This window comes from Burkholderia latens (genome assembly GCF_902499045.1).
In the GTDB taxonomy this organism is placed as follows: Bacteria; Pseudomonadota; Gammaproteobacteria; order Burkholderiales; family Burkholderiaceae; genus Burkholderia; species Burkholderia latens.
In genome coordinates, this window is sequence record NZ_CABVPL010000009.1 from 107,268 (window position 1) to 124,331 (window position 17,064).

The following is a 17,064-nucleotide window of genomic DNA, read 5'->3' on the forward strand; positions in this document are numbered from 1 at the left end:
GCAGCAGTTCGGCCCGTCCGCGGACCGGCTCAGTAATGCTCGCCGACCCGCACGATCTTCAGTGTATTGGTGCCGCCCGCCTGCCCCATCGGCTCGCCGACCGTCAGCACGACCATGTCGCCGTGCTGCACGTACCCCTGCTTGACGACGATCTCGAGCGCCGCCTGCAGCGCCGAGTCGCGATCGCTGTTGAAGTCGACGTGCAGCGGCGTCACGTTGCGGTACAGCGCCATCGTGCGCTCGCTGCCGACGCGCGGCGTCAGCGCGAAGATCGGCACGTGCGTGTAGTGGCGCGACATCCACAACGCCGTCGCGCCCGATTCGGTCAGCGCGATGATCGCCTTCGCGCCGAGGTGGTACGCGGTGAACAGCGCGCCCATCGCGATCGACTGGTCGATCCGCGTAAACGTGCGATCGAGGAAATCCTTGTCGAGCTCGACGTGCTCGGACTTTTCCGCCTCGACGCACACGGCCGCCATCGTCTCGATCGTGACGACCGGGTACTTGCCGGCGGCCGTCTCGGCCGACAGCATCACCGCGTCGGTGCCGTCGAGCACTGCGTTCGCGACGTCCGACACTTCCGCGCGGGTCGGCACTGGCGCGTAGATCATCGATTCCATCATCTGCGTCGCGGTGATCACGAGCTTGTTGGACTCGCGCGCCATCCGGATCATCCGCTTCTGCAGCGCCGGCACGGCCGCGTTGCCGACTTCCACCGCGAGGTCGCCGCGCGCGACCATGATGCCGTCGGATGCGTCGAGGATGCTCTGCAGCGCCGGAATCGCTTCCGCGCGCTCGATCTTCGCGATCATCTTCGGCTTGATGCCGTACGGCGCGCCCGCGATGTTCGCGAGCTGGCGCGCCATTTCCATGTCGGTCGCGTTCTTCGGGAACGACACCGCGACCAGATCCGCGCCGAGCGACATCGCGGTGCGGATGTCCTCCATGTCCTTCGCGGTCAGCGCGGGCGCCGACAGGCCGCCGCCCTGGCGGTTGATCCCCTTGTTGTTGGACAGCTCGCCGCCCACCTTGACGATCGTGTGGATCTCGTCGCCGAGCACGCGCTCGACGGTCAGCACGATCAGGCCGTCGTTCAGCAGCAGCAGGTCGCCCGGCTTCAGGTCGCGCGGGAGTTCCTTGTAGTCGAGGCCGACGCGCTCGTCGTTGCCGAGTTCGCAGCCCGCGTCGAGGATGAACGCCTGACCGGGCGTCAGCGTGGTCTTGCCGTTCTCGAACTTGCCGACGCGAATCTTCGGACCCTGGAGGTCGGCCATGATCGCGATCTCGCGGCCGACCTTGCGGGCGGCCTCGCGCACCATCTCGGCGCGCTGGCGGTGATCGTCGGCCGTGCCGTGCGAAAAATTGAGCCGCACGACGTCGAGCCCGGCCTGCATCATCTGCAGCAGAATCTCCGGCGAACTGGAAGCCGGGCCGATCGTGGCGACTATCTTGGTGGCGCGCTGCATGAAACTCCTCTTCTGGATCAAGGTGGATGCGCTGGGTGAAACGCTGCGAGAGCCGGAATCGGCGGGCCCAGCGGCGGCCGCTCCGGAGGGCGTGCCGGTGCTTGCGCCCGGCATCGCTTTGTTCTGAATCTCGTGGTGCTGCACGGCCGCGTCGCCGGCGGCCGCCGGTGCGCGCGGGGACGAGTTCGCCCGCGCGGGCGCGCGTGTGCGCTTGCCCGCGCCGGCCGGCTGCTCCGCTTTCGCGGAGCGCGCGGCCCTCGTCACTCCTGCGCGCGCCGCCACGCTCAGGCCGCCCGCGTTTCGAGCACTTCCACCGCCGGCAGCTTCTTCCCCTCGAGGAACTCGAGGAAGGCGCCGCCGCCCGTCGAGATGTAGCTGACCTGGTCGTGGATGCCGTACTTCGCGATGGCCGCGAGCGTGTCGCCGCCGCCCGCGATCGAGAACGCGGACGATTTGGCGATCGCTTCGGCGAGCGTCTTGGTGCCGTTGCCGAACTGGTCGAACTCGAACACGCCGACCGGGCCGTTCCACACGATCGTGCCGGCCTTCTCGAGCTGGCTCGCGAGCGCGCGGGCCGTATCCGGGCCGATGTCGAGGATCATGTCGTCCGCTTCGATGTCGGCGACCTGCTTCACCGTGGCCGCGGCCGTCGGCGAGAATTCCTTGGCCGTCACGACGTCGGTCGGGATCGGCACCGACGCGCCGCGCTCGCGCGCTTCGTCGATGATCGCCTTCGCCTCGGCGACGAGATCGGCCTCCGCGAGCGACTTGCCGATCGACAGGCCGGCCGCGAGCATGAACGTGTTCGCGATGCCGCCGCCGACGATCAGCTGATCGACCTTGCCGGCCAGCGACTTCAGGATGGTCAGCTTGGTCGACACCTTCGAGCCGGCGACGATCGCCACCAGCGGGCGCGCCGGGTTGCCGAGCGCCTTGCCGAGCGCGTCGAGTTCCGCAGCAAGCAGCGGGCCTGCGCACGCGACGGGCGCGTACTTCGCGATCCCGTGCGTGGTCGCTTCCGCGCGGTGCGCGGTGCCAAATGCGTCGTTCACGTACACGTCGCACAGCTTCGCCATCTTCTGCGCGAGCTCGTCCGAATTCTTCTTCTCGCCCTTGTTCACGCGGCAGTTCTCGAGCAGCACGACCTGGCCCGGCGCAACGTTCACGCCGTTCTCGACCCAGTTCGACACCAGCGGCACGTCGCGGCCGAGCAGCTCGGCGAGACGCTTCGCGACCGGCGCGAGCGAGTCTTCCGGCTTGAACTCGCCTTCGGTCGGCCGGCCGAGGTGCGACGTGACCATCACGGCCGCGCCGGCGTCGAGCGCCGCCTGGATGGCCGGCACGGACGCGCGCACGCGCGTGTCCTCGGTGATGTTGCCGTGATCGTCCTGCGGGACGTTCAGGTCGGCGCGGATGAACACCCGCTTGCCGGCGAGCTGGCCGGCGACGATCAGGTCGGTAAGACGCTTGACTTGGCTCATGTTGAACACATTGAAGTAGTGGATGGGGAAAGGGGGTTCACGCTGGACGTGCGCGGGCTGCCGCGAAAGGGCGCCGGATGCGGCCGTGGCTGGCGGTTCGCATGACGCGCACGGGTAAAAATCTCGAACGGGCATTCTAGCCGATCCATTCGGCAGACTGACCCGTGCGGCGGCGAATTCCGCCTATTTGGGATCGCGCGTGCCGGGCGACAAGTTGCTGCAATGCAGCAACGCACGGCCGCGCGTATGACCGGCCGGACCGCGGCCGGTCAGAAGATCAGCCGCAGGACGGTAAAGACGAGCATGCCGACGACGATCGTGCCGAGCATGCTGCGCCGCCACAAATACCAGCCGAGGCCGGCAAGCGCCGCGTAGAACGGATGATTGGACAGCGCGAACGACAGTCCGGCCGGCGTCTCGAGCACGTCCGGCAGTACGACCGCGACGAGCGCGGCGGCCGGCGCATAGCGCAGCGCGCGCTGCGCACGCTCGGGCAGCACCGTGCGCTCGCCGCCGAGCAGGAACAGCGCACGCGTGACGGCCGTGACGATCGTCATCCCGACGATGACGATCCAGATTTCGGTCGCGCTCAATCGATTTCCTTTTCGTGCACGGTTTCGGTACGAATGCGCCGCCAGTCGGCGCGCTCGACGAAGAAGTCGGCTGTGCAGCCGGCCGCGAGCGCGGCGAACACCGCGATCGGCAGCGCGAGCCGGTACGGCAGGTCGAACGCGATCAGCGACACGATGCCCGCGACCGCGACGGCCGCGAGCGTCGAGCGGTTCGCGACCGCCGACACCATGATCGGAATCAGCGCGAGCGTGCCGGCCAGTTCCAGCCCCCAGCTCGCGGGAAAGAAGCTCGCGAGCAGGATGCCGGCGAGCGACGACACCTGCCACGACGCCCAGCTCGCGAGCGCCATCCCCCAGAAGTACGCTTCCTTGCCCGGCACGTGGCCGTACGCGAAGCCCTGTTTCTGGAACAGCAGGTAGATCACGTCGCCATTGAAATAGCCGATCGCGAGGCGCCGCCACAGCGGCAGGTAGGAAAAATGGGGGGCTAGGCCGGCGCTGAAGATCACGAAGCGCAGGTTGACCATCGCGGCCGTAAGCAGGATCGTCCAGACCGGCAGCTTCGCGACGAGCAGCGGCAGCACCGCGAGCTGCGACGAGCCCGCGTAGACGAAGATCGACATCGCGCTCGCCTGCCCGAGCGTCATCACCGACTTGCTCATCGCGACGCCGGTGACGAGGCCCCAGGACAGGATCGCCATCAGTGTCGGGGAATAGTCGCGTGCGCCCTGGATCAGCGCGAAGCGGTCGGTGGCGGACAATCGAGCGAGCATGGGAAAGCGGGCCGCGGCGGGCAGTTCGTCCGGGCGCCGGCGTCTCCTGCCGGCAAGGCCCGTCGTTATTGGAATCGGTACCGGCGATTATAGCGCCGGCCACGTGCCGACCGACCGGATCGGCGCCAAATGACGCTAAAATAAGCGTCTTTCCGGCTCAACGCTGCACATAACCCGCAGCATCCCACTGCTTCCAGGAGAATCCTATGTCAATGGCCGACCGCGACGGCAAGATCTGGATGGACGGCAAGTTGATCGACTGGCGCGACGCCAAGATCCACGTCCTGACCCATACGCTGCACTACGGCATGGGCGTCTTCGAGGGCGTGCGCGCGTACAAGACGGCCGACGGCAGCACCGCGATCTTCCGCCTGCCGGAGCACACCAAACGTCTGCTGAATTCGGCGAAGATCTTCCAGATGGACGTGCCGTTCGACCGCGAAACGCTCGCCGCCGCGCAGCTCGAAGTCGTGCGCGAGAACAAGCTCGAGTCGTGCTACCTGCGCCCGATCATCTGGGTCGGCTCGGAAAAGCTCGGCGTGTCGGCCAAGGGCAACACGATCCACGTCGCGATCGCCGCGTGGCCGTGGGGCGCGTATCTCGGCGAGGACGGCCTCGCGAAGGGCATCCGCGTGAAGACGTCGTCGTTCACGCGCCACCACGTGAACGTGTCGATGGTCCGCGCGAAGGCGTCCGGCTGGTACGTGAACTCGATCCTCGCGAACCAGGAAGCCACCGCCGACGGCTACGACGAAGCGCTGCTGCTCGACGTCGACGGCTACGTGTCGGAAGGCTCCGGCGAGAACTTCTTCCTCGTCAACAACGGCAAGCTGTACACGCCCGACCTGTCGTCGTGCCTCGACGGCATCACGCGCGACACGGTCATCACGCTCGCGAAGGACGCCGGCATCGACGTGATCGAGAAGCGCATCACGCGCGACGAGGTGTATACGGCCGACGAGGCGTTCTTCACGGGCACGGCCGCCGAAGTCACGCCGATCCGCGAGCTCGACAACCGCACGATCGGCAGCGGCGCGCGCGGCCCGGTCACGGAAAAGCTCCAGTCGGCGTTTTTCGATATCGTGTCGGGCAAGAACGCGAAGTACGCGCACTGGCTGACCAAGGTCTGAGCGCGCCGCGCGACCGACCGCCCCACAAAAGAGTGATAAGAGAAAGTCTCATGAGCGAAATCAAGGAAATGCCGCTGGTCGAGCTGACGGCCAAGGATCTTCCCGCCTACTGCCCGAACCCGGCGATGGCGCGCTGGAGCGCGCACCCGCGCGTGTTCATCGACGTTTCGCACGGCGAGGCGCGCTGCCCGTACTGCGGCACGCGCTACAAGCTGCGCGACGGCGAGGTGGTCAAGGGCCACTGAGCCCCGGTCCGGGCCCGCGGGCCCGCCGCACGCGAGGCGGCGCAGCCGGAAGCCCGGCGCGCCGCCCTTTTCCTGTTCTGACAACCCGAACGCGGTGCATGCGCGCCGTGCTTCATTACGACATCGGAAGTCGACCTGATGCGTCGAGCGCTGGTTATCGCACCGAACTGGATCGGTGACGCATTGATGGCGCAGCCGCTTTTTGCGCTGCTGAAGAAGCTCCATCCCCGCATCGCGATCGATGCCGTCGCGCCCACCTGGGTCGCGCCGGTGCTCGAGCGGATGCCCGAGATCCACGATGTCTACGCGACCGATCTCGCGCATGGCAAGCTGCAGCTGCTGCGCCGCTGGCAGCTCGCGAGCGACCTGCGCGACGTCGGCTACGACGCGGCGTACGTGCTGCCGAATTCGCTGAAGTCCGCGGTGATCCCGTGGCTCGCCAACATCCCGCTGCGGATCGGCTATACCGGCGAGCACCGCTACGGGCTGCTCAATGTGCGGCACGCGAACCCCGACAAGTCGGCCGAGCGGCCGCCGATGACGACGCACTACGCGGCACTCGCGTACGCGCCGGGCGCGAAGCTGCCGGAGTCGATGAAGACGCTGCCCGCGCCGCGCCTCGACGCCGACCTGAACGAGACGGCGCGCGTGTCCGCGCGTTTCAATCTCGATACGAGAAAGCCGCTCGTCGTGTTCTGCCCCGGCGCGGAATACGGCCCGGCCAAGCGCTGGCCGCCCGAGCATTTCGCGACGCTCGCGACGATCGTCCACCAGTCGTTCCCGTACACGCAGATCATCGCGCTCGGCTCGCAGAAGGATGCGGCCGCCGCCCAGGCGATCGCCGACCACGCACCGAACGTGCGCAACCTGTGCGGGCAGACGTCGCTGTCCGAGGCCTGCGCGCTGATCGCGCGCGCGAACGCGGTCGTGACCAACGATTCGGGGCTGATGCACGTCGCCGCCGCCTTGCGCCGGCCGCTCGTCGCGCTGTACGGCTCGACGGATCCACGCCACACCCCTCCGCTGTCGGAGCTGGCGAAGGTACAATGGTTGCATCTCGAATGCAGTCCCTGCTTCGAACGCGAGTGCCCGCTCGGCCATCTGAACTGCCTGCGCGAACTCGGCCCCGAGCAGGTATTCGGCGATTTGCGCGGCATGCTGGTCGGGCAGCGCTGACCCTGACCGGCGGCGTCGCACGACGCGCCGGGCAATCCGATTCACCGGTGCACGGCGGCCCCACCCGGGCCGCCGTGCTGAATACGGCGCGCGACGCGCGCGAGAGACACCCCGATGCCACGTTTTGCCCGCCTTTTCGAAGCCGCTGCCGATACGCTGAACGCCTACTACCAGGCCGTCGCCGATGCCAATCTCGACGCGCTGCTGGGGTTGTGGATCGACGAGGACTTCGCCAGCTGCGTCTGGGCCGACGGCGAGCATCTGCACGGCCTCGACCAGATCCGCAGCGGGCTCGGCAATCGCCTCGCGACGCGCCCGGTCACGATCGAACCGCTCGACATCCGCGTATACGATAGCCTCGGCACCGTCGTCTACACGATCGCCGAAGCGCATCAGCAGGCCGACCTGACGGCCGAACCCGACATGGTTTTCGCGACGTACGTGATGATCCACGAACGCGGCGAGTGGCGGATCGCGCACATCCACGCGAGTCCGATTCCCGAACAGGCGGCCGGACAATTCGCCGCGAAGATCCGTCACGGGCAGGGTCCGCTGCACTGACGAAGAACGAAGCAACGCATTAGCGGGGCGATCATGAGTACGGCTTCTCCGCCCACCTCGCCGCTGACCGGGGCCCCGGCCCCCGACGACGATTCATTGCGCTATCGCGCACCGCGCTGGCTGCCGAACAGCCATGTGCAAACCATCGTGCCCGCGCTGTTCGCGCGACGACCGACCGTCGCGTATCGCCGAGAGCGATGGGAAACCCCCGACCACGATTTCATCGATCTCGACTGGGTCGCGCATCTCGACAGCGCGGCGCCGCCGCCCGACGCGCCGCTGTTCGTGCTGTTCCACGGCCTCGAAGGCAGCTCCGCGTCGCACTATGCGCTCGCGATGATGTCGGCCGCGCGCGCGAAGGGCTGGCATGCGGTCGTCCCGCACTTTCGCAGTTGCAGCGGCGAGCTCAACCGGCAGCCGCGCTTCTATCATCTCGCCGACAGCGCCGAGGTCGACTGGATCCTGCGCCGGCTCGCCGCGCAGCATCGCGGGCCGGTCGTCGCGGCCGGCGTGTCGCTCGGCGGCAACGTGCTGCTGCGCTGGCTCGGCGAGCACCGCAGCGACACGTCGATCGTGCATGCGGCCGCCGCGATCTCGACGCCGATCGACGTGCATGCCGGCGGCCGCGCGCTGTCGCAGGGTTTTGCGATGGTGTACACGCGCAGCTTCCTGAAGACGCTGAAACGCAAGGGGTTGGCGAAGCTCGAGCAATACCCGGGGCTGTTCGACCGCGACGCGATGCTGCGCGCCGTGACGATGCGCGACTTCGACGAAGTCGTGACTGCGCCGCTGCACGGCTTCGCGAACGCGGACGATTACTGGACCCAGGCCACGACGCGCCCGCTGCTGCGCGCAATCGACGTGCCGACCCTGATCCTCAACGCGCGCAACGATCCGTTCCTGCCCGAATCCGCGCTGCCGAGCGCGGCCGACGTGTCGCCGGCCGTCGAGCTCGACCAGCCCGCGCACGGCGGTCATGCAGGATTCATGACCGGGCCGTTTCCCGGCCGCCTCGACTGGCTGTCGGCGCGGGTGTTCGGCTATTGCTCCAAATTCGTCGATCATGGATGACATCGTCAGGCAAGCCATCGCCAAGTGGCCGAACGTTCCGCACTGCACCGGCTGGCTGCTGCTCGACCGGCGCGGTGAATGGCGGCTGCGCGACGACGCCGCGCAGGCCGCCGGCGAGCTCGGCTCGCCGATCCGGCATGCGGCGCTGAACGCGTTCATCGGACGCAACTACGAATGCGATGCGCACGGGCAGTGGTTCTTCCAGAACGGGCCGCAGCGCGTGTACGTCGAGCTCGCGTACACGCCATGGATCGTGCGACTGGCCGAGTGCGACGGGCAGCTCGCGCTGACCGACCAGACCGGCGCGTCGTTCGAACCGGACGCCGCGTGGCTCGACGATGCGGGCGGCGTGCTATTTCGCGCGGCCGGCACACCGCCGCGCATCGCCGCGTTGCACGACCACGACCTCGGCCTGTTCGCGGATCACGCGGACTTCGACGCGACACCGCCGGTGCTGCGCTGGCGCGACGGCCACACGCTGCCGCTCGGCAACGTCGCGTGTGCCGACGTGCCCGCGATGTTCGGCTTCGTCGCGAGCCCTGCGCAGCGCGCGCGTTGCGATCGCGACACGCCGCCGGACCGCGGCAACGCTCACGCCGGCAGCTGAACGCGCGGCAGCAGCCGTCGCCCTCCCCTGACGGCCGTCATCCGCGGCCGTTCTTCTCGTCCTCGCGCTCTTCCTTGTAGCGCGCCTCGAATTCCAGCAGCCGCGCGCCGATGATCGACTGGTCGTAGAACGACACGTCCTTCGCGTCACGCGCCTCCTTGAGCTGGCGAATCGCCGACGGCCACGCGCCGTCGAGCGCCAGCTTTTCCGCGAGCGCACGGCGCCGCGCCAGCACGTCGCCCCGGCCGTCGCTCGCCTTCGCGAGGTAGTCCCACCAGTCCGGCTGCTCGGGGTCTGCGGTCGCCTGCGTGCGCGCGAGCGCCTGCGCGTCGGCGAAGCGGCGGGCGGCGAGCAGCGCCTGCAGGTGCGCGACGATCGCTGCATGCGACGCCGGCCAGCGCTGCTGCGCGAGCGCCGCGAGCCGCACCGCGTCGTCGGCCCGGCCGGCGCGGCGGGCGATGTCCGCGGCCAGCACGTCGAGGCTCGGCGAACTCGTGGCCGGATCGTCGGCGCGCCGCTCGCGTGCGTCGAACGCCGCGCGGGCCGACGCGAGCGCGTGGTCGGCGGCGTCGTACTGGCCGAGCAGCATGTTCGCCAGCGCGATCCCGTAGTCGTTCGCCGCAACGTTCGGCGCGGTGCGATCGTCGATCTCGAGCTGCATCCGGCGCGCCTCGGCCGCGATGTCGTTCGGCGCGCGGTTCTGCAGGATGCGCAACCGTGCGCGCACGAAGCCGTATTCGGCCGACTGGCGCGGCTGCCGGTACGGCGCGCGGCGCGCGCGATCCTCCATGTCGGCGATCCGTTCGCCGGTGAGCGGGTGCGTGCGCGCATAGGCCGGCACGCCCGCGTCGCCCATCGACGCGCGGTCCAGTCGTTCGAAGAAGCCGGGCATGCCGTACGGATCGTAGCCGGCGCCCGCGAGCAGCTGGAACCCGACGCGATCGGCCTCGCGTTCGGCCGAGCGCGAGAAGCGCAGCTGGTTGTCGACCGCGTACGCCTGCCCGCCCATCGCGATCGCGCTGCCCAGGTCGCCGCTGCGCGCGAGCACGCCGGCCAGTACGCCGAGCAGCATCGTCGCGAGCGCGGTGTAGCCCGTCTTTTCGTTCGCGCCGATCATCCGCGCGATGTGCCGCTGCAGCACGTGCCCCATCTCGTGGCCGACCACCGATGCGAGTTCCGATTCCGTCTGCGTCGTGACGACCAGCCCGCTGTTGATCCCGATGAAGCCGCCCGGCATCGAGAACGCGTTGATCTGCGGATCGCGCACCGGGAACAGATCGAAGTCGGGCGTGTAGCCGCCGATGTAGCGCGCCGCGGCCGCGGCCGCGAGCCGCGCGGCCATCGCGTTCAGGTAGTCGCGCACCAGCCAGTCGTCGAGGTAGTCGGGGTCGCGCCGCACTTCGCGCATCACGCGCTCGCCGAGACGGCGCTCCGCCTGCGGCGTGAGCGAACCGCCGGAGCCGTCGCCGAGATCGGGGAGCTCCAGCGCACGCAGCGGGGCGCGCAGATTCGCGACGGGCGCGGACGCGCCGCCGGCACCGTCGCCCGAAAAGCGGCTTTCGGCGCCGCCGTAGGTGCCGAATACGCCGGTCGCGATGCCGGCCGGCACCGTCGAAAGCGACGGTGAAGCGCCGCCTGCCGGCTCGAGCGGCAGCGCCGACGCACGCTGGGCGTAGCCGCTCGGCGGCACCGCGAGCGCGGCCGACAGCAACACGGCAAGCAACTGTTTGACACGCATGGCAGGTTGAAAGCGACGCCGTCCCGCGCGCCGGGCGCGCATCGCGGCGTTTGGTCTGAATATTCGGGTCATTGTACCGGTGCGGTCCCGGCTGTCCGGTGCGACGAACGTACGATCTGCGCACCTGGCGCCGCACCCGCCGCTGCTATGATAGGCGCCCGTTGAAACGTTGCAGATGTTTGCGGCCCGGCGCCGGATGCGGCGGATCGTCCGGCCGCGAAACCCGAGATCGGAGCAAGACATGTCAGGACTGACTCATTTCGACGCCGCCGGCCACGCGCACATGGTCGACGTCGGCGGCAAGCAGGAAACGCAACGCATCGCGATCGCGCGCGGCACGATCCGGATGCTGCCCGCGACGTTCGCGCTGATCCGCGACGGCAAGGCGAAGAAAGGCGACGTGCTCGGCGTCGCGCGCATTGCCGCCATTCAGGGCGCGAAGCGCACCGCCGATCTCATTCCGCTGTGTCATCCGCTCGCGCTGACGCGCGTGGCCGTCGACTTCGAGCTCGACGACGCGCTGCCGGGCGTGCGCTGCATCGCGCAGGTCGAGACGTTCGGGCGAACCGGCGTCGAGATGGAAGCGCTGACGGCCGTGCAGGTCGGGCTGCTGACCGTGTACGACATGTGCAAGGCGGTGGATCGGGGAATGGTGATCACCGATGTGAGCGTCAGGGAGAAGCGCGGCGGGAAATCAGGGGACTGGAAGGCGGAGGATGCGGCGGGGTGAGCAGCCGGCGGCTGCCGCCCGTAAATTCGGGATAAAGCGGCTTATCTCATACAATTGCCGGATTCCGCACGAGAGAGCGTGCGACCAGCACAAATAAAACAGTGAGCCCTCGGGATGAATTCGCAAGCGTCAAGAAGCGCGCTGCTGGCCGGACCGGTTCAGCACGAGCGCCTGTCACGTCTCGACAAGCCGCAAAACGGCGCGAGTCGCGACAACGGCCGCCGGGTGGGCGCGATTTCCACGTGGACCAACGACCATCCCGAGTCCGTGCGCCAACTGCGCACATTCGACGAGACGCCGAGGCTCGACAGCCTGAGCGTCGGTCGTAACGGCCTCCTGCTCGTCTACGCCACCGAGCCGAACTCGGGCAGCCGCGGCGGTGCGCCGATCGACCTCACGTTCACCAGCACCGATGCCGGCAAGTCGTGGGATCACACCGCCGACAAGGTTGCACAAGGCGGCTACTTCGACGCGCAGACCAACACGCTGTACTGGCTGCACCCCTATACGCTGAAGAAGCGGACTTTCTGATCGCGCACATGACGGCTGCATTGGCGCGAAAACCCGGTCAACACGGAAAGCACCGATTCCGACGGGTCGTGCCACGGCGACTTCATGATGCGTCATATCGGGCGCCCGGTCGGCAAGGCACCCGGCAGGCTGCTGGTGAAGCGACATGCGAAAAGGCAAACGATGGCTCTTGATCGCGGGATGCGCTCCTGTTCCACCGATCGCCATTCTGATCGCCGCCAGATGCATTTGCCGTGGCCGCGTCCGCAGAATCGGACGCACCCGCGGCAGGACCTGCGCCGTGCCTCTCCATTGACTTCAGCCAGCTCCATGCGCAACCGGCCCATCCTCTTGCTACGACGAAAGACTCGATCCGATGAATAAATCACTGCGTCGCGCCGCACTCGCGCTGTGCGTTGCCACATCGCCGGCAGCCTTCGCCGGCAGCCCCTGCCCCGCCGCCGACACCGCCGCACGCGCCGCGCTCGACGCGCAACACCGCGTGCAACGCGTCCCGAACCCGCAAGGAGACGGCGGCGGCACCGTCGACGTTTCGCCGCCTTTGCGCGAGGCGCTTCGCGCCTACAAGCAAGCACTCGTGCGCGCGATCGACGCGCGCCTCGCGTGCAGCGACGAACACGTCGAACCGGCCGCACTGAAGCGCACGCTCGCGGCAACGCTCGGCGTCCCCGCCCAACCGGTCCAACCGTCCCAGCCGAAACCCGGCGAATCGGCGTTCGGCCGCAACCCGGACGTCGACGTCACGCGCGACGGCACGTCCCGCCCGCTGCTGTTCGTACGCGCCGGCTTCGACATCGCATGCGGCGACGACAACGTGCTCACCGCGTACGCGTGGGAAAACGGCGGCTGGCGGCGCGTACTGCGCTGGCAGGCCGACGACTACACGGACATCGGCGGCGCATACGGCGGCGGCTTCTGGTTCGGCGCGTTGCCCGGCGGACAGGTGGCGGTCGTCCATGGCACGCCGTGGTGCTCGTCGCGCTGGAGCCGGTTCGGCGCGGACGTGATCGCGCCGGCCAACGGATCGGCCGCGCAACGCACGCTGTTCCACACCGCGCACGGCTACGTGATCGACGACGATGCGATCCGCTTCAAGGTGCGCGCCGACGGCTTCGAGTTGCGCACGACGGTCGGCTCGCTCGACGGCGACGTGATGACGCGGCCGGGTATCTTCCGCTATCGCGTCGACGGCGACACCGTGCAACGCGTGCAGCCGGCGGCAGCCAACGGACGCGATTTCGTCGACGAATGGCTGAAGGCGGACGACGCGCTCGCACGCGAATGGAGCGAACCTGCGGCCGCCGCGCCAGCACTGAAAGCCCGGCAAGCGTTCAACGCGGAAAGCAAGGCGCCCGATATCGGCTTCGCATACGGCCCGGTACGCGGCTGTTCCGACAGCAAGGATCGCTTCCAGGTCGAACTCGACCTGACGGGCAAGGGAGGGGAAACGGTCGCGCGTCGCTACGCGCTGATCCGCCAGGAGCGCAGCGGCTTCACGATGCTCGCGCTACGCAATGCGTCCGAGCCCGCGTGTCGCGGCGCGGATCTGATGCCGCGGCATTGAACGGCAACGGCAACCGCGCGGCGCGGCGGTGAAAGCGCACCGGACGACCAACGACGACGCGCGCGGCGCGTCATGGCGCGATCACCGCACCGGCCGCGCCGTCATTCGGCGCGCCGCGGCTCGAACACGAACGGTTGCGTGAGCAGGAACGGATTCGCGGTCGCGCCGGTCTGCGTGCAGGTCGCATGCGTCATCGCGTCGATGGCCGCGCGGTCCGCCGCCGCGTTGCGGCTGCTCGTCGTCACGGTCACGTTCTGTGCTTCGCCGGAAGTCGTCATCAACGCGCGCACGAGCACGGTGACCGGACGCGTGAGCGGCTTCGCGCTATCCGGGTAAACTGCGCGCGGAATGTGGCAGGTCAGCCTGCTTTCCTGCGACGACGACAGCATCGCGCAGCCGGAAAACAGCACGGCGGCGGCGGGCAGGATCACGAGTGTGGAGCGAAGGGCCATGGTCGAATGTCGTTCTTCAGTACTGTTGCGGGCGAGCGCCACGCTGGCGGACGTGACGTGATTCGCCGCACCGCTTGCCTCGCCCCGCGCCGCGGCCATCGGACCGGCGCCCCGTTACGGCCGCGCGGCCAATGACTGCATCGGCCGCGATCCTGCTTGGCGGATCCCCGGATCTGCGGCCGCTGCGTTAGCTTGGGCCGAGCACGCCGTCCGGGTATGCGAACGCTTTCGCGCATTGTGCACGCGCCGCCGTTCCCGTGGCCGCGATTTGACAATGGTTGACGCGCATCGCGCCGGATTCCGCCGCTACCCGTTCTCAACGGGAAACAATCGCCGCTCCGTCAAAGGAGCCACCGTTCCCCCGCTTCGACACGCGACAACCCGCGCCGGAATTCCCCGCCCGGCGCCGCACCGCACTACTCCGAATCGTCTTCCGAGTCGTCGTCGTCCGCATCGGCCGGGACTTCGCCGTACTTTGCGACGACCGCCGCCTTGAACGACTTCAGCGCCGGCTGCTGGTCGCACAGCTTGTACAACGACGCGAGCTGCTGCGGCCAGTCCTTCAACTCCTTCGCGAACACGTGCAGCCGCGCGACCGTGTCGAGCGCGTCGGCTTCGCGGCCGGCCAGCGCCTGCAGCGCCGCATAACGGCGCAGCACCGTCTCGCCGGGCAGCAGCGCGATCGCGCGCTCGTGCGCGGCAAGCTTGAGCGGCAGGTTGTCCGGCGAAATCGTCAGCAGCGTCGCCGCACCGTAATCGCCCCATGCGCCGAACAGCAGCGACGGCGCATCGCGGTACTGCGCGGCCGGATCGCTGCCGTAATACAGCACTTCCGCGCGCTGGTAGTCGCGCAGCACCGGCACCGCCGCCAGCACGCCGCCGACCGACAGCACCGCGAACAGCCCGAACGCCGCGCGGCCCGGCAGGATGCGCAGCGGCTTCACGTCGAGCAGGCCGATCACGAACATCGCCGGCAGCAGGAAGAACATGTATTGCTGCGGATATTCGACGAGCGCATGCATCAGCAGGATGCCGATCAGCGCGAAGCCGAACACGCGCGTGCTCGACTGCGGCGCACGCACGGCGCGCACGAACCACGTCACGAGCGCGACGACGAGCACGCCGAGGCCCACGATGCCGGACTTCGCGAGCAGGTCGATGAAGATGTCGTGCGAGTTGTTCGCTATCTCCACCCCGCCGAGCGCGCGCGCCAGCGCGAACTGGTGCGACGGAAACTCGCCCCAGCCGACGCCGAGCAGCGGATGCTCGCGGAACATCGCGAGCCCGTACTTCCACAGCGCTAGGCGCGGTGCGATCTGCCCTGCGTCGCGCATTCGCTCGGCCGCCGACTCCGCGAGGCCGAGATGGAAATGCACGTTGGCCCAGCGCACCGCGACGTTGACCGCGACGAACACCACGGCGAGCACGACCGGAATCAGCCATGCACGGCGATTGCCTGGCGCGCGGCGCGACTCCAGCCATGCCATCCAGAAGCCCGCGACCACCATCACCGCGACCTGCAGCCACGGGCCGCGCGACACAGTCAGCGCGAGGCCGGCCGACAGCACGATCGACAGCGCGAGCCATGCCCACACCGCGAGGCGGCGTGTCTGCACCAGATACAACGCGCCCGCGAGCGCGAACGCGATATAGCTCGCCAGGTGGTTCGCCTGCGCCATGTTGCCGTACGGGCGGCGATCGACCGTGATGTTGTACACGACGACGAACGGCGACACCGCGGACTCGAGATGGAACAGCTGGACGACCTGGCTCGCGACCGCGAACACCCCGCCGACGAGCAGCGCGCCGGCCATCATCCGCGCGGCAGCTTCGACGAGCCCTTCGCGCGCCAGCGTATAGCCGGCCTGCATCGCGACCAGCGCAGCGGCCAGATAGCCGACCGCGAGCCAGTTCATCGACGGCACCTTCAGCGGCATCAGCACGACCTGCGCGATCAGCACCGCGGCGAACCCGAGCGGTGCGACGAACGCGGCCGGCGCGGCGAACGGCTGCGCCGGGCGGCCCGTGCGCGCGAGCAGCACGACGGAAAGCCCCACCAGCAGGTACAGCACCAGCGCGGCAAATTCGGAATAGAAGGTCGGGATCGGATACGTGTGATTCGTGATCGCATACGGCACGATCAGGGCGACAGCCAGCGCAACGAGCGGCAACGAGCGGGAAAAAGTAGAAGGCATGAGCGAACCGGATGTCAGCAACCGGCGCACTATACAAAACTTTCCCCGCTCTGTGCGGCCGCCGTCGTGCCGCCTCGCGACGCGGCCGGCCCCGCGCGAGCGGCGCGCCGAGCCGCATGAGCCGCCTCGCGCGCACCGCGCGGCACCGGCTGCCCGCCGCCGATCCTACGCGCGGCATTCCGCCGGCGCATATTTCGCGGGCAACGTCGCGGCCTCCGTCGGCAACGGGCCTGCTCCGGGCGCCGGCAGCGACGACGCGGTCTTGCCGGAGGCAAAACATTCCCACGCGATCGCACCGGCCTGCATCGCGCCCTTTTTGAGCGGCACGCGCGCGGTCGGCGCGTCGGCCTTGTCCGGCGCGGACGGCACCAGCACGAGCGTGTTCGCGCCCGCCGCGGCGACGCGTGCGGTGAACGTCACCGTGATCTGGCCGGTGTCGCCGTCGATCGCGACGGATTCGACGTTGCGGGTGCCGGCCGGCGGGCTGTAGCCGCCGTCGAGCCCCGCGCCGCTCGCGGCGTTGTCGGCGACCGCGAGCCGTGCGGACGATGCGAGCGCGAGCCCCTCGCCGACGCGCGACCGCGCGAGGTAATCCTGATAAGCGGGAATCGCGTACGCCGCGATCACGCCGACGATCGCGAGCACGATCATCAGCTCGATCAGCGTGAAGCCGGCCGGCCGCAAGCGCCGCGCCGGCCGGCGCGCGTGCCGCAGACCGGCGGCGATGCGACGAAACAGGGAAAGGGAAAAAGCTTCGAACATGACTGGCTCC

18 protein-coding genes are annotated in these 17,064 nt (G+C 68.8%); 10 read left to right on the forward strand and 8 right to left on the reverse strand.

Going from position 1 to position 17,064, the window contains the following annotated elements:
- Nucleotides 1-29: 29 nt before the first annotated feature.
- Nucleotides 30-1,466, reverse strand: a complete 1,437-nt coding sequence (pyk, locus tag BSE24067_RS09555) for a pyruvate kinase (protein ID WP_151068193.1) — start codon at nucleotides 1,464-1,466, stop codon at nucleotides 30-32.
- Between pyk and BSE24067_RS32780 the strand changes: the two genes are divergently transcribed.
- Nucleotides 1,465-1,593, forward strand: a complete 129-nt coding sequence (locus tag BSE24067_RS32780) for a hypothetical protein (RefSeq protein WP_279612185.1) — start codon at nucleotides 1,465-1,467, stop codon at nucleotides 1,591-1,593. The genes pyk and BSE24067_RS32780 overlap by 2 nt on opposite strands.
- A gap of 157 nt (nucleotides 1,594-1,750) precedes the next feature.
- Here BSE24067_RS32780 and BSE24067_RS09560 read toward each other — a convergent pair whose 3' ends face one another.
- The 3 genes from BSE24067_RS09560 to BSE24067_RS09570 form a co-directional block, all read right to left on the reverse strand.
- Complete coding sequence (locus BSE24067_RS09560; protein WP_151068194.1) at nucleotides 1,751-2,947, reverse strand: phosphoglycerate kinase; 1,197 nt, start codon at nucleotides 2,945-2,947, stop codon at nucleotides 1,751-1,753.
- Between the two features lie 269 nt (nucleotides 2,948-3,216).
- Complete coding sequence (locus BSE24067_RS09565) at nucleotides 3,217-3,540, reverse strand: AzlD domain-containing protein (protein ID WP_151068195.1); 324 nt, start codon at nucleotides 3,538-3,540, stop codon at nucleotides 3,217-3,219.
- Entirely contained in the window at nucleotides 3,537-4,292 is a 756-nt protein-coding gene (locus BSE24067_RS09570; protein ID WP_151068196.1) for an AzlC family ABC transporter permease, read from the reverse strand. The genes BSE24067_RS09565 and BSE24067_RS09570 overlap by 4 nt, the downstream gene beginning before the upstream one ends.
- 206 nt (nucleotides 4,293-4,498) lie before the next feature.
- Here BSE24067_RS09570 and BSE24067_RS09575 point away from each other — a divergent pair, with 206 nt between their 5' ends.
- The 6 genes from BSE24067_RS09575 (at nucleotide 4,499) to BSE24067_RS09600 (ending at nucleotide 9,082) form a co-directional block, all read left to right on the forward strand.
- Nucleotides 4,499-5,422, forward strand: a complete 924-nt coding sequence (locus BSE24067_RS09575; protein WP_151068197.1) for a branched-chain amino acid transaminase — start codon at nucleotides 4,499-4,501, stop codon at nucleotides 5,420-5,422.
- A 50-nt stretch (nucleotides 5,423-5,472) separates the two neighbouring features.
- A complete protein-coding gene (locus BSE24067_RS09580) occupies nucleotides 5,473-5,667 on the forward strand; it encodes a zinc-finger domain-containing protein (RefSeq protein WP_006749970.1) in 195 nt (64 codons plus the stop codon).
- Between the two features lie 138 nt (nucleotides 5,668-5,805).
- Entirely contained in the window at nucleotides 5,806-6,843 is a 1,038-nt protein-coding gene (waaF, locus tag BSE24067_RS09585; RefSeq protein WP_040141774.1) for a lipopolysaccharide heptosyltransferase II, read from the forward strand.
- 114 nt (nucleotides 6,844-6,957) lie between these two features.
- Nucleotides 6,958-7,404 (forward strand): nuclear transport factor 2 family protein, encoded by a 447-nt coding sequence (locus tag BSE24067_RS09590; protein WP_040141776.1) that lies wholly within the window; start codon nucleotides 6,958-6,960, stop codon nucleotides 7,402-7,404.
- 33 nt (nucleotides 7,405-7,437) lie between these two features.
- Nucleotides 7,438-8,475, forward strand: coding sequence for a hydrolase (locus BSE24067_RS09595; RefSeq protein ID WP_151068198.1), 1,038 nt, complete (start codon nucleotides 7,438-7,440; stop codon nucleotides 8,473-8,475).
- Nucleotides 8,468-9,082, forward strand: coding sequence for a DUF2946 family protein (locus BSE24067_RS09600; RefSeq protein ID WP_151068199.1), 615 nt, complete (start codon nucleotides 8,468-8,470; stop codon nucleotides 9,080-9,082). Before BSE24067_RS09595 ends, BSE24067_RS09600 begins: the two co-directional genes overlap by 8 nt.
- A gap of 37 nt (nucleotides 9,083-9,119) precedes the next feature.
- On the opposite strand, the gene BSE24067_RS09605 is transcribed toward BSE24067_RS09600, so the two are convergent.
- Nucleotides 9,120-10,820: a M48 family metalloprotease gene (locus BSE24067_RS09605; protein ID WP_174904735.1), complete on the reverse strand. Its 1,701-nt coding sequence runs from the start codon at nucleotides 10,818-10,820 to the stop codon at nucleotides 9,120-9,122.
- Nucleotides 10,821-11,061: 241 nt separating this feature from the next.
- On the opposite strand from BSE24067_RS09605, the gene moaC reads away from it, so the two are divergent.
- From moaC to BSE24067_RS09620, 3 genes are all read left to right on the forward strand, one after another.
- Complete coding sequence (gene moaC / locus BSE24067_RS09610) at nucleotides 11,062-11,550, forward strand: cyclic pyranopterin monophosphate synthase MoaC (RefSeq protein WP_151068644.1); 489 nt, start codon at nucleotides 11,062-11,064, stop codon at nucleotides 11,548-11,550.
- Between the two features lie 114 nt (nucleotides 11,551-11,664).
- The gene (locus BSE24067_RS09615) at nucleotides 11,665-12,081 is read left to right on the forward strand and encodes a hypothetical protein (protein ID WP_420883506.1); all 417 of its coding nucleotides are present in this window, start codon (nucleotides 11,665-11,667) and stop codon (nucleotides 12,079-12,081) included.
- A gap of 355 nt (nucleotides 12,082-12,436) precedes the next feature.
- On the forward strand, nucleotides 12,437-13,645 hold the full coding sequence (locus BSE24067_RS09620) for a hypothetical protein (protein WP_151068643.1): 1,209 nt from the start codon (nucleotides 12,437-12,439) through the stop codon (nucleotides 13,643-13,645).
- Nucleotides 13,646-13,746: 101 nt separating this feature from the next.
- Here the strand turns inward: BSE24067_RS09620 and BSE24067_RS09625 are convergent, their stop codons facing one another.
- The 3 genes from BSE24067_RS09625 to BSE24067_RS09635 form a co-directional block, all read right to left on the reverse strand.
- Entirely contained in the window at nucleotides 13,747-14,097 is a 351-nt protein-coding gene (locus tag BSE24067_RS09625) for a TonB family protein (protein ID WP_151068642.1), read from the reverse strand.
- A gap of 416 nt (nucleotides 14,098-14,513) precedes the next feature.
- Nucleotides 14,514-16,292 carry a PglL family O-oligosaccharyltransferase gene (locus BSE24067_RS09630; RefSeq protein ID WP_151068641.1) on the reverse strand — a complete coding sequence of 593 codons (1,779 nt, stop codon included), beginning with the start codon at nucleotides 16,290-16,292 and terminating at the stop codon, nucleotides 14,514-14,516.
- Nucleotides 16,293-16,457: 165 nt separating this feature from the next.
- The gene (locus tag BSE24067_RS09635; protein ID WP_151067233.1) at nucleotides 16,458-17,054 is read right to left on the reverse strand and encodes a pilin; all 597 of its coding nucleotides are present in this window, start codon (nucleotides 17,052-17,054) and stop codon (nucleotides 16,458-16,460) included.
- Nucleotides 17,055-17,064 lie beyond the last annotated feature (10 nt).